This window comes from Micromonospora sp. KC207, from assembly GCF_004348615.1.
Taxonomy (GTDB): Bacteria; Actinomycetota; Actinomycetes; order Mycobacteriales; family Micromonosporaceae; genus Micromonospora.
Genome location: NZ_SMKJ01000243.1, coordinates 1 through 11,045, shown reverse-complemented (window position 1 = coordinate 11,045; position 11,045 = coordinate 1). Strand labels below are relative to the sequence as shown.

11 protein-coding genes and 1 other RNA gene are annotated in these 11,045 nt (G+C 71.6%); 3 read left to right on the top strand and 9 right to left on the bottom strand.

Annotated features, from left to right (window positions below; genetic code table 11):
- On the top strand, window positions 1-581 hold a 581-nt coding region (locus tag E1258_RS24790), incomplete at its 5' end, for a thiamine pyrophosphate-dependent enzyme (RefSeq protein WP_243715665.1).
- 25 nt (window positions 582-606) lie between these two features.
- Here E1258_RS24790 and E1258_RS24785 read toward each other — a convergent pair.
- The 8 genes from E1258_RS24785 to pruA form a co-directional block, all read right to left on the bottom strand.
- Window positions 607-1,632 carry a hypothetical protein gene (locus E1258_RS24785; protein ID WP_132405342.1) on the bottom strand — a complete coding sequence of 342 codons (1,026 nt, stop codon included), beginning with the start codon at window positions 1,630-1,632 and terminating at the stop codon, window positions 607-609.
- A 163-nt stretch (window positions 1,633-1,795) separates the two neighbouring features.
- Window positions 1,796-2,171, bottom strand: a transfer-messenger RNA (tmRNA) gene (gene ssrA / locus E1258_RS24780).
- Window positions 2,172-2,276: 105 nt separating this feature from the next.
- On the bottom strand, window positions 2,277-2,756 hold the full coding sequence (gene smpB, locus E1258_RS24775) for an SsrA-binding protein SmpB (RefSeq protein WP_007074935.1): 480 nt from the start codon (window positions 2,754-2,756) through the stop codon (window positions 2,277-2,279).
- 145 nt (window positions 2,757-2,901) lie between these two features.
- Window positions 2,902-3,777, bottom strand: a complete 876-nt coding sequence (gene ftsX, locus E1258_RS24770) for a permease-like cell division protein FtsX (RefSeq protein WP_007074934.1) — start codon at window positions 3,775-3,777, stop codon at window positions 2,902-2,904.
- A 67-nt stretch (window positions 3,778-3,844) separates the two neighbouring features.
- On the bottom strand, window positions 3,845-4,525 hold the full coding sequence (ftsE, locus tag E1258_RS24765) for a cell division ATP-binding protein FtsE (protein WP_007074933.1): 681 nt from the start codon (window positions 4,523-4,525) through the stop codon (window positions 3,845-3,847).
- Window positions 4,526-4,643: 118 nt separating this feature from the next.
- Window positions 4,644-5,765: a peptide chain release factor 2 gene (prfB, locus tag E1258_RS24760; RefSeq protein ID WP_132405340.1), complete on the bottom strand. Its 1,122-nt coding sequence runs from the start codon at window positions 5,763-5,765 to the stop codon at window positions 4,644-4,646.
- Between the two features lie 145 nt (window positions 5,766-5,910).
- Complete coding sequence (locus E1258_RS24755) at window positions 5,911-6,426, bottom strand: PadR family transcriptional regulator (RefSeq protein WP_132405338.1); 516 nt, start codon at window positions 6,424-6,426, stop codon at window positions 5,911-5,913.
- Window positions 6,427-6,735: 309 nt separating this feature from the next.
- A complete protein-coding gene (gene pruA / locus E1258_RS24750; RefSeq protein WP_132405336.1) occupies window positions 6,736-8,364 on the bottom strand; it encodes an L-glutamate gamma-semialdehyde dehydrogenase in 1,629 nt (542 codons plus the stop codon).
- A 298-nt stretch (window positions 8,365-8,662) separates the two neighbouring features.
- On the opposite strand from pruA, the gene E1258_RS24745 reads away from it, so the two are divergent.
- The gene (locus tag E1258_RS24745) at window positions 8,663-9,760 is read left to right on the top strand and encodes a hypothetical protein (protein ID WP_132405344.1); all 1,098 of its coding nucleotides are present in this window, start codon (window positions 8,663-8,665) and stop codon (window positions 9,758-9,760) included.
- Window positions 9,761-9,844: 84 nt separating this feature from the next.
- Here the strand turns inward: E1258_RS24745 and E1258_RS24740 are convergent, their stop codons facing one another.
- Complete coding sequence (locus E1258_RS24740; RefSeq protein ID WP_007074928.1) at window positions 9,845-10,354, bottom strand: hypothetical protein; 510 nt, start codon at window positions 10,352-10,354, stop codon at window positions 9,845-9,847.
- Between the two features lie 218 nt (window positions 10,355-10,572).
- Here E1258_RS24740 and E1258_RS24735 point away from each other — a divergent pair, with 218 nt between their 5' ends.
- Complete coding sequence (locus E1258_RS24735) at window positions 10,573-10,800, top strand: AlpA family transcriptional regulator (protein ID WP_132405334.1); 228 nt, start codon at window positions 10,573-10,575, stop codon at window positions 10,798-10,800.
- The last annotated feature ends 245 nt before the right edge of the window (window positions 10,801-11,045 follow it).

Genomic DNA, 11,045 nt, shown 5'->3' with positions numbered 1-11,045 from the left:
CCCCCGGGCCGCCCGACCCCGGCCCGCCGCCGAGCCCGGACGCGCTGTTCGCCGCCCTGGCCCGGCACTGGCCGCCCGACGGGGTGCTGGTGCAGGAGTCACCGTCCAACCTGGCCGCGCTGCGCCGCCGGCTGCCGGTCACCCGTCCCGGGTCGTACTTCACGATGGCCAGCGGCGGCCTAGGGTTCGGCCTGCCGGCGGCGGTCGGGATCGCCCTGGCCGAGCGGGACACCGGGCGGGGCCGGCCGGTGGTCGCGGTGATCGGCGACGGCTCTTTCCACTACTCGGTGCAGGCGCTGTGGACGGCCGCGCGGCTGCGCCTGCCGCTGGTCGTCGTGGTCCCGGTCAACCAGCAGTACGCGATCCTCAAGGCGTTCGCCGACCTGAAGCAGACCCCCGGGGTGCCCGGCCTCGACCTGCCCGGCCTGGACGTCGTCGCGGTGGCCCGGGGGTACGGCTGCGCCGCCACGGTGATCGAGGAGCCGGGCCGGCTGGGCCACGCGCTGGACGCGGCGCTGGCGGCGGACCGGCCCACCGTCCTGCCGGTGCCGATCAGCACCGAGATCCCGAAGCTGCTCTGAGTCCTCTCCGGGCCCGGGGCCGCGCTCAGCCGCGCAGGATCAGTGGCGCGCCGGTGACCACGTCGAGCACCGGCCGGTTGCCCAGCGGCGCCCTGAGGGTGGCGGTGACCGGCTCCAGCTTGAGCTGGTCGGTGCACATGCCGGTGGCCGGGGTGACCCCGCCGCCGACCACCACCACGTCGTCGCGCTCCTGCACCAACGGGGTGATGCCGGTGTCGCAGGCCCCGACCCCGACCCGCCAGGTCAGCTTCGCCCCGTCGACGGCCCGGAGGTCCTGCGCGCCCACCACACCGCCGGGTGCCGGCCGGGTCGGCGCGACCCCCTCGGGGAGGGCGGCGGGAGTGCCGGGCGCGACGGCGAGCCGGGCCACCTTCGCCGTCAACTCCTCGACGGCGAACAGCCACGCCGGTACCCGCGCCTCACCCCGGCTGGTGCGCACCGGCGCGGTGCCGAGCGTCACGGCGGTGACGGTGAGCGGAATGCAGGCGGACGACGGCCCGCTGCTGACCGAGTCGTTCGGGCCCGACCCGCCGCTGTGGCCGTACGGCCCCTCGCCGACGGTCGGGCCGTCGGGTCCCGGCTCGACGATCGGGCCGGAGCCGGACTTCGGCGGGACGCCGGGGCCCTTCGGCCGCCCCTCGCACGGCGGCGGGTCCCCCTGGTCGAGCTGCCGGTACGCCTCGGCGGCACTGACCAGCGGCACGGTGAGCGTCCCGTCGGGGAAGCGGATCGCCCCGGCGGCCGGCCGGGCGGTCGGCACGGCGATCTGCTCCCGGTACCAGCCGTTGCGGAAGGCCTGCTCGGTGTCGGCGCTGAAGCCGGGGTCGCCGAGCAGCACGGTGGGCTCCTGCAACGGCAGGTAGCCGCCGGTCCAGGCGGCGCCGGGTCGCCACGCCTCGGCGATCTCGACGGCCCGCTGGTGGAACGCCTCGAAGCGGTGGTCGGGGCTGCCGGCGGGCGTGCCGTCGGCGGTCGGCTCGGAACCGGCCGGCGCGCAACCCGCCGCGACGACCAACAGGGGCAGCCCCACCAGGGCGAGAACTCGACGCATACCCCTTCGACGCGGCCACGCGGGCCCCGGTTCCGCCCCGCCTTCAGCCGCCTGGTCCCGGGTCGTCGTACACCGGCACCGCTGGCCCCAGGTGTCCCACGGTCACACCACCCCCGGAGACGACGATGCGCCCCGGTCCGGTGGACCGGGGCGCATCGTCAGCTGGTGGAGGTGCCGGGAATCGAACCCGGGTCCTTCGCCGGTTTGTCAGGGCTTCTCCGAGCGCAGCTCGCTGTGCCTCTACTCGGCCCCTCCGATCACGCGAGCGAGTCGGTGTGGCGGGCCCAGTCGCTGATTAATCTCGCCGCACGGACCCCGCGACCGGGTCCGCTTGGCCAGCCTCCTAGCTGATGCCGGCTAACTGGGTCGAAGGCACTCCCAGGCCGACAGACTTGCTACTCGCCTCAGGCGGCGAGAGCGAAGTCAGCGCGATTTTGCTTGGCGCTTATTGGTTTCCGACGAACGATTCTCGAGACGACGTCGGCTTCCTCGGCTCGCTTCCCCTGCCGCAACGTACGAAGTCGAAACCAGTCACCCCCTCGACGGGCCGCCGGTGTGGCGGCACCACCAAGCCTAACGCCTGCCGCAACGGGTTTCATCCCCGAGCCCCACCCCGCCGGGTCGGAACGGACAAAAGGGATGCATCACCCGCGCATGCCCTTGCCGCGCCGGCCGGACACCCGGGCTATCTCCCGTTCCGCGTCCCGCTTGGCAAGGTCCTGGCGCTTGTCGTACGTCTTCTTGCCCTTGGCCAGGCCGATCTCCACCTTGGCCCAGCCGTCGGAGAAGTAGACCTGCAACGGCACCAGGGTGAGCCCGCTCTCCCGGGTCTTGCCGATCAGGCGATCGATCTCCAGCCGCTTGAGCAGCAGCTTCCGGGTGCGCCGGGGCTCGTGGTTGGTCCAGGTGCCCTGCTTGTACTCCGGGATGTTCATGCCGTGCAGGTAGATTTCGCCACCGCGCTCCTGGGCAAACGCGTCGATCAGCGACGCCCGCCCCGCGCGCAGCGACTTCACCTCGGTGCCGGTCAGCGACATGCCCGCCTCGTACGTGTCGAGGATGGCGTAGTCGTGCCGCGCCTTCTTGTTGGAGGCGACCACCTTGCGCCCCTGTTCCCGTGGCATCGGCGCCACCTCCCCTCGTCCGGCCCCGGCCCCGGCTCTGCCGGTCCGGAAGCGGAGATCATGCTACCCGAACGACAAGGGCCTCCCGGCGCGGATTATTCCGCGCCGGGAGGCCCTTGCTGTCGCCGACAGACCCGGTGGGCGACTAGACGCGCAGGTAGAACCGGAGGGTGACCCAGCCGGTGACGGCGCTGACCAGCGCGCCGACGCCCGCCATGATCGGGAACATCAGGAAGATGTCGCTCCAGGTCACTGGGGAGAACAGGCCCTGCAACGCGCTCAGGGAGCCGTCGAACAGGAAGAACTTCAGGGCGATCAGCGCCCCCAGGCCGAGGAACGAGCCGATCAGGCCGGCGACCACGGCCTCCAGGACGAACGGTGCCTGGATGAACCAGTTGGACGCGCCGACCAGCTTCATGACCGCCACCTCGCGCCGCTTGCTGTACGCGGCCACCTGGATGGTGTTGGCGACCAGCAGCAGGGCGGCGATGGCCATCGCGATCGCCCCGGCCAGGGCGATGTTCTGGCCGGCGGTGAAGAGGTCGAAGATCTTGTCCAGCAGCTGACTCTGGTCGACGATTTCGTCGACGCCCGCCGTGTCCTTGTACTGGTCGTAGATGCTCTTGTACTGCTCCGGGTTGACCAGGGTGAGCCGGAACGACTCGGGCAACTGGTCCGGCTTCACGGCGCTGACCAGGTCCGGCGCGTCCTGGTACATCTCCTGGAAGCGCTTGTACGCCTCGTCCTTGTTGACGTAGAGGACCTCCTTCACCAGGGGGTCACTCTTGAGCTTGGCCTCCAGGTCGGTGCGCTCCTGCTCGGTGACCTCCCCCTTCAAGAAGATCGAGACCTGGATGTTCTTGTAGTAGAGGTCCTTCATGTCGTCGACCTTGCTGTACACAAGGCCGCTGACACCGAGCATGGTCAACGACACGGCCAACGTGATGATCATCGCGATGGTCATGGTGACGTTGCGCCACAGTCCGACCAGTACCTCGGACAGGACGTATTTCACGCGCATCGGGAATTCCTCCGGGTCTCCGGCGTGAGGTGTTCGTCGTCAGGCTGCACAGGGGTGGAGCGCCGGCTCACCCGTAGACGCCGCGGGCCTGGTCACGCACGATACGGCCGCTCTCGATCTCGACGACCCGGCGGCGCATCTGGTTCACGATGTTCGAGTCGTGCGTGACCATCACGACGGTCGTACCGGTGCGGTTGATCCGGTCCAGCAGACGCATGATCTCGATCGAGGTGTCCGGGTCCAGGTTCCCGGTCGGCTCGTCCGCCAGCAGGATCAGCGGGCGGTTCACGAACGCCCGAGCCACGGCGACCCGCTGCTGCTCACCGCCGGAGAGCTCGTGGGGGTAGCGGTGCTCCTTGCCACCGAGCCCGACCAACTCCAGCACCTCGGGCACGACCCGGCGGGCGACCGCCTTGGTCTTGCCGATCACCTCAAGGGCGAACGCCACGTTCTCGTACGCGGTGCGGTTCGGCAGCAGCCGGAAGTCCTGGAAGACGCAGCCGATGGAACGCCGGAAGTGGGGGCGCTTCCACGACCGCATCGAGGTCACGTCCTTGCTGTTCACGACGACGCGCCCCTTGTTCGGCGTCACCTCGTGCAGCAGCAGCTTGATGATGGTGGACTTGCCGGAGCCGGATGGGCCGATGAAGAAGACGAACTCGCCCTTCTCGATCGAGACGGACACGTTGTCGAGCGAAGGCCGGGACGCCTTCGGGTACGTCTTCGTCACTTGCTCAAGCTGAATCACGGGTGGTGAGTCTACGCGGTGTAACCGAGGAGCCAAGCCCCACGCCCCGTTGATGCGGGGCGCGTCATCGAAACGCCCGGTTAGCGGGAGATCGACGACGCGCTCCGCCCACAGGTGATCACGCAGCGTCGCCGGCGAGCTGGCGCTGCTTGCGCCACCGGATACCGGCCTCGATGAAGCTGTCCAGTTCCCCGTCGAAGACCGCGCTCGGATTGCCCGTCTCCTGCTCGGTTCGGAGATCCTTCACCATCTGATACGGGTGCAGCACGTACGAGCGCATCTGGTCGCCCCACGAGCCGGCGGCGTCGGTCTTCAGCCCGTTCAGCTTGGCCTGCTCCTCCTGCCGTTTGCGCTCCAGCAGCCGCGCCTGGAGCACCCGCAGCGCGGACGCCTTGTTCTGTAGCTGGGACTTCTCGTTCTGGCAGGTCACCACGATGCCGGTCGGAATGTGGGTGAGCCGCACGGCCGAGTCGGTGGTGTTGACGCTCTGCCCGCCCGGGCCGGAGGACCGGTAGACGTCGATCCGCACCTCGTTCTCGGGGATGTCGATGTGGTCGGTCTGCTCGGTGACCGGCAGGACCTCGACGCCGGCGAAGCTGGTCTGCCGGCGACCCTGGTTGTCGAACGGGCTGATCCGCACGAGGCGGTGGGTGCCGGACTCCACGCTGAGGGTGCCGTACGCGTAGGGCACCTTGACCGCGAAGGTCGCGGACTTCAGGCCCGCCTCCTCGGCGTACGAGGTCTCGTAGACCTCGGTCGGGTAGCCGTGCCGCTCGGCCCAGCGCAGGTACATCCGCAGCAGCATCTCGGCGAAGTCGGCCGCGTCCACGCCGCCCGCGCCGGCCCGGATCGCCACCAGCGCCTCCCGCGAGTCGTACTCGCCGGAGAGCAGAGTGCGGACCTCCATGTCCTGGATGCTCTTGGTGAGCGCCCCGATCTCGGTCTCCACCTCGGCGAGCACGCCGGGGTCGTCCTCGGCCTCGGCCAGTTCCAGCAGCACCCGGGCGTCGTCGAGCCGGGAGCGCAGGCTGCCCAGCTTGTCGATCTCGCCGTTGACGTACGACAGCTGGGAGGTCACCTGCTGCGCCTTGGCCTGGTCGTCCCACAGGTCCGGCGCGGAGGCCTGCTCCTCGAGCCGGGCCTTGTCCTCGTGCAGCCGATCGAGGTCGAGCACGGCCTCGATGTTGCGCAGGATGGCGTCGAGTTCCTTGAGCTGTTCGGCGTAATCGGCAGCGGTCACGACTGACAAGCGTACTGCGGGGGAGCCGAGTGGGCTTGCCAGCCCCGCGGTCACGAGCCGAAACTGTCACCGGCGAGGGCAGGGAGCGGCCCTTCGGACCCTTCCCGTGCGGCCCGGTGGCGGGGCGGCGGGCCGCACGGGAAGATCAGCCGACCGGGGCGCTCTTCAACCAGGACAGGGCAGCCTTGTGGTAGGCGACGGCGAACTCCAGCGCGCTGGCGTCGAAGTTGTCGCCCTCTTTCTTGGCGTTCTTCACCTGTTCCCGCACCCGGGCGAGGGCCTCGGTGTGATATTCGTTGGCAGATGCCTGCAGGTTGCGTAGCTGGTTGGCCGAGTGCAGGCTGCCGAAGGCGATCCGCAGGGCGATCGGATTGCGAATGGTGTCGCGCCCCGGGTCCTCGGCCAGCCACCGGGAGAACGTCCGCTTGCCGGCCGCGGTGATCGCGTACGGCTGGCTGAGGCGCGGGCCGGGCTTGCCCAGCCGCACCAGACCGCGTTCGGCCAGCACCGGGAGCTCCCGGTAGACCTGGCTGCGGGTCATCGACCAGTACGGGGCGAGCTTGCGCTCGGCGGCGGCCATCAGCTGACCGCCTGTCATGGGACCCTCGTGGAGCAGCCCGAGCAGGGCCGCCGCCGTGGGGTTCACTCCGGAATCCGCCATGCCCATTACGCTGCCACTTTACCGACCCGCCGTCCAGGATTTGCCACTTTCGCCACCCGGATGGCTTCCAATGTGCACTGTCGGCGGACGACAGTCCGTTAAGGGCTGGTGACCGACCGCGCAGCTACCCCGCGCCGGGCGCGTCCGCCCACGCTCGCGCGGCGCTCCGTCCGCTCTGCGGGCGCTCCGCGGGGGGCGTGCTCCGGGCGCGCTCCCGGCAGACGCCCGGGCGTGCCCGGGGCAGACGCCTGGGCGCAAGGAAGGGCCCCTGCCATACCGAAGGCGACAACAGGGGGCCTTTCCTTGCACTCAGCCCATGTGGGGGTAGGTGTGGTCCGTCGGGGGGACGAAGGTCTCCTTGATCGTCCGGGGGGACATCCAGCGAACCAGGTTGTGCCAGGAACCGGCCTTGTCGTTGGTGCCGCTGGCGCGGGCGCCACCGAAGGGCTGCTGCCCGACCACCGCGCCGGTCGGCTTGTCGTTGATGTAGAAGTTGCCGGCCGCGTAGCGCATCCGTTCGGCCACCGCGTCGACCACCCGGCGGTCGGTGGCGAAGATCGAACCGGTCAGCGCGTACGGGGCGACCGACTCGGCCTGGGCCACCACGTCGTCGAAGCGGGCGTCGTCGAAGACGTGCACGCCGAGGATCGGCCCGAAGTACTCGGTGGTGAACGTCTCGTGCGTGGCGTCGGTGCACTCGAACAGGGTCGGCCGGACGAACCATCCGACCGAGTCGTCGGCGGTGCCACCGGCCAGCACGGTGCAGGAGGGGTCGCCGGAGATCAGCTCCAGCGCGGCGGTGTGCCGGTCGAACGCCTTTGCGTCGATCACCGCCCCGCCGAAGTTGGTGAAGTCGGTGACGTCGCCGTAGGTCAGCGAGTCGGCGGTGGCGGCCAGCCGGTCACGCAGCCCGCCGGACCACAACGACCGGGGCACGTACGCCCGGGACGCCGCCGAGCACTTCTGGCCCTGATACTCGTACGCCCCCCGGATCAGGGCGGTGTGCAGCGCGTCGACGTCGGCGCTGGCGTGCGCGACGACGAAGTCCTTGCCGCCGGTCTCGCCGACCAGCCGGGGGTAGCCCCGGTAGCGGTGGATGTTCTCGCCGACGGTCCGCCACAGGTGCTGGAAGACCTTGGTGGAGCCGGTGAAGTGGATGCCGGCCAGGTCCGGGTCGGCGAGCACCACGTCGGAGACCTCCTCGCCCCGCCCGGTGACCATGTTGATCACGCCGGGCGGCAGGCCGGCCGCCTCGAACAGCCGCATGGTGAAGTGCGCGGCGAACTGCTGGGTGGGGCCCGGCTTCCAGACCACCGTGTTGCCGAGCAGGGCCGGCGCGGAGGGGAGGTTGCCGGCGATCGCGGTGAAGTTGAACGGGGTGACCGCGTAGACGAAGCCCTCCAGGGGGCGGTGGTCGAACCGGTTCCACACCCCGGGGGAGGAGAGCGGCTGCTCCTCCAGCAGGCCCCGGGCGAAGTGCACGTTGAACCGGAGGAAGTCGATCAGCTCGCACGCCGAGTCGATCTCGGCCTGGACGGCGGTCTTCGACTGGCCGAGCATGGTGGCCGCGTTGAGGGTGTCCCGCCAGGGGCCGGCGAGCAGCTCGGCGGCGCGCAGGAAGATCGCCGCGCGCTCGGCGAACGGCAGCGACCGCCACATCGGGGCGGCCTCCTTCGCGGCCCGCACGGCGGCGCGGGCGTCGTCGTGGGTGGCATGGCCGGTGACGCCGAGCACGTGGGCGTGCCGGTGCGGCTGGACGACGTCGATCGGGTCGCCGCCGGCCATCCGCTGCTCGCCGGCGATGGTCATCGGCAGGTCGATCCGCTCGGCGGCCAGCTCGGCCAGCCTCCGCTGGAGCCGCTCCCGGTCGACGCTGCCCGGCCCGTAGGCGCGGACCGGCTCGTTACGCGGCTCGGGTACGAAGAACACGGCGTCCATCAGCGCTCCTGGCGACAGCGGTGGCGAAACCGGACCCGCGGGCGGCCAGCCGGGTGACCGGACGCCGGGGCACCGCGCGGTGTACCGGTCGCGGCGGCGGGACCTGCGCCGATTCTCCCACGAGGCGTTTCTGGACTCGTCGTGCTCCACCTCACCCCGGCCACGCCCGCCCGCACGCCGGGTCTCGGCCGGCGGGGCGGGCGGCGGGTCCGGCGGCGCGTACCCTGGATGGCCGGTGACCAGCCCGCCGCGTCCCGGCAGCGCCGGCGTGGGCCGGGCGCCCGTCGAAGGGAAGACGATGAGCAACCAGCCCGGCAGCTCCATGGCCACGGAGCCGGACCAGCCGGTGGAGGCCGACCCGGCCCCCGGGCCGGAGCCGGCGGCCGAACCCCTGTCGCCCGCCGGGCAGGAGCCGGCAAGCGGCCCCCTCGCGGCCGACGGAGGTACGCTCACCCGCGCCCCCGGTGCGGTCGTGCTCGCGCTGCTGACGGTCGGCTGGCTGGCCGCGATGCTCTGGTCCACCCGGGCGGCGATCACCTCCGCCCAGGCGGGGATCACCGCGATCAGTCTCTCCGCGTTCGCGCTGCCCGGGGTGATCTCGGCCGCGCTGGTCGCCGGTGCGGCGGTCGCCCTGGCGGTGACGAACCTGCTGGCCCGGCGCGGCATGGACCGGGCCACCCTGCGCTTCGTCGTCGCGACGGGCACCGGTCTGCTGGTCGGGCTCGCCGCCGCCGTCGTGATCAACCTGACCTACTTCGACAACGCGACCACCAACGTCATCGCCGGCACCGCCGCCGCGGCGGCGATCATCGGCGGTGCGGTGGCCGGTGCCGGCAACGCCCGGGTTGGCGGGGCGGTGGTCACCGCCGCGCTGGGGGTGCTGGTCTTCGTGGTGGCGTTCAGCCGGGCCCGGGACCCGCTGTTCGACCTGTTCGGGGCGGGCGACACCCAGGAGTCGCTGGTCACCGCCGCCAAGTGGGTGTCCCGGACGGAGTCCCTGCTCGCCGGCCTGGTGGCCGGCCTGCTCGCCTTCGGGTACCTGACCTGGGCGCGTCGCCGCGCACAACGGCGCGCTCCGGGAGAGAGCGGCGTCCGCTGGCCCGGCTACCTGCTGGCCGGGGCCGGCCCCGGCCTGCTCCTGCTGCTCGCCGAGATCATCATCCGGGTCGGCGGCCGGTCCCTGCTCGACCTGGCCAGCGCGCTGAGCGAGGCGGACTCGGTCGCCCAGACCTCACTGGGCACCTCCCGGATCGACAACGGCATCTGGGTGCTCTTCGTCGGCGCGCTCACCGCGCTGGTCGCCTTCGGCCGCACCCTGGGCCCGTCGGCCGGCGACGAGGACGCGGAGGCCGGGCCGGAGGCGGCGGCGCAGCCGGAGGCGAAGGCCGACCACTGACGGCCCGAACGGGGCGTGAGCCGGGACGCGGCCAACCGCTGACGCCCGGCGTGGGATTTCAGGGGCGCGACCGCAAGACGCCGGTCAGGAGGCGGCGCGGAGCAGTTGCTCCAGCTCGGTGACGTCGTACCACTCCAGTTCGTGGTCCTCCGCGCCGTCGACGGTGAACTGGGCGTCGGGGTCGCCGGCCAGGGCCTCGGCGGCCACGGCGGCGGCTGCCGCCACGTCGGTGACCGCGTCGTCGCCGTCCACGTGCAGCGCGGCGACGGCCGACACCGGCACCGGGCGCACCAGCCGGACGGCGCTGGAGCCGAGCACGTCGTCGGTTCGGCGCAGCGCGGCGGCCGGCACGTCGACCGAGACCACCACCCGCCGGCGGGGCGCGGCCGGGTCGTCCCGCAGCAGGATCAGGGCGTCCTGGGCGGCCCGGGTGAAGGCGACGTACTCCAGTTCCTCCTCGTCGCCCTCGGCGTACCACTCGCGCAGGGCGGGGGTGACGGCGTGCGCGTCCGTCTCCGGCAGCCCCTGCTCGGGCAGGCGGGCCAGCATGGGCACGATCGCCGGAACGTACACCCGGACAAGCTCGTCGTTCACCGGTGGTCTCCCCCGCTCCGCCTCCGGGCCGGCGTGCGCGGGCCCGGGCGCCGATCATGCCGTACGCCGTGACCGTCATACACCCCACACCCGTGCGGCGGGAAGCTGCCGCGCGGGCCCGTCTGGGGCGGCCTGTCGACCGAAGCGTCCCGCACGGGGCGGCGTTGTCGGCACCGGATGGCAAACTGAAGCAAACGATCCCAACCCCGGGAGATTCCGTGGAGCCGAGGTTCCTGCTGCTCTCCGACGTGGCGGCCGAGCTCAACGTGTCGGACTCGCAGATCTACCACATGGTGCGCAGCGGCGAGCTGCCCGCCATCAAGATCGGTGGCCGGGGGCAGTGGCGCGTCGAGCGGGCCCGGCTGGAGGAGTACATCCAGCGTAAGTACGCCGAGACGGCCGAGTGGGTCCGGGGCAACCCGCTGACCGACCGCGACCCGGAGTAAGCACAGCCACGACCACGCCATTGACCGTGGCCGCTACGTGGCCGAGAATCGAGGTTGTCGAAGGCAAACGAAGGCAAACGAAGGCTTCGGGGGTAGCTGGTGATCGAGTCCCGCCGTCCCGGTCCCGTCCGTCCCCCGGTGCGGGTTCGCCCCGCGCCGCCGTTCGACCCGCCGTTCGTCGAGGAGCCGGCCGAAGGCTGGCCCCGCCCGGTCGCCGCCCAACTGGCCCTCGACCTGTTCGAAAC

Excerpts from the sequence above, each read along its gene's own strand:
- E1258_RS24785 (WP_132405342.1), bottom strand. The coding sequence starts at position 1,632 with ATGCGTCGAGTTCTCGCCCTGGTGGGGCTGCCCCTGTTGGTCGTCGCG.
- smpB (WP_007074935.1), bottom strand. The coding sequence starts at position 2,756 with ATGCCACGGGAACAGGGGCGCAAGGTGGTCGCCTCCAACAAGAAGGCG.
- ftsX (WP_007074934.1), bottom strand. The coding sequence starts at position 3,777 with ATGCGCGTGAAATACGTCCTGTCCGAGGTACTGGTCGGACTGTGGCGC.
- E1258_RS24755 (WP_132405338.1), bottom strand. The coding sequence starts at position 6,426 with ATGGCGGATTCCGGAGTGAACCCCACGGCGGCGGCCCTGCTCGGGCTG.
- pruA (WP_132405336.1), bottom strand. The coding sequence starts at position 8,364 with ATGGACGCCGTGTTCTTCGTACCCGAGCCGCGTAACGAGCCGGTCCGC.
- E1258_RS24745 (WP_132405344.1), top strand. The coding sequence starts at position 8,663 with ATGAGCAACCAGCCCGGCAGCTCCATGGCCACGGAGCCGGACCAGCCG.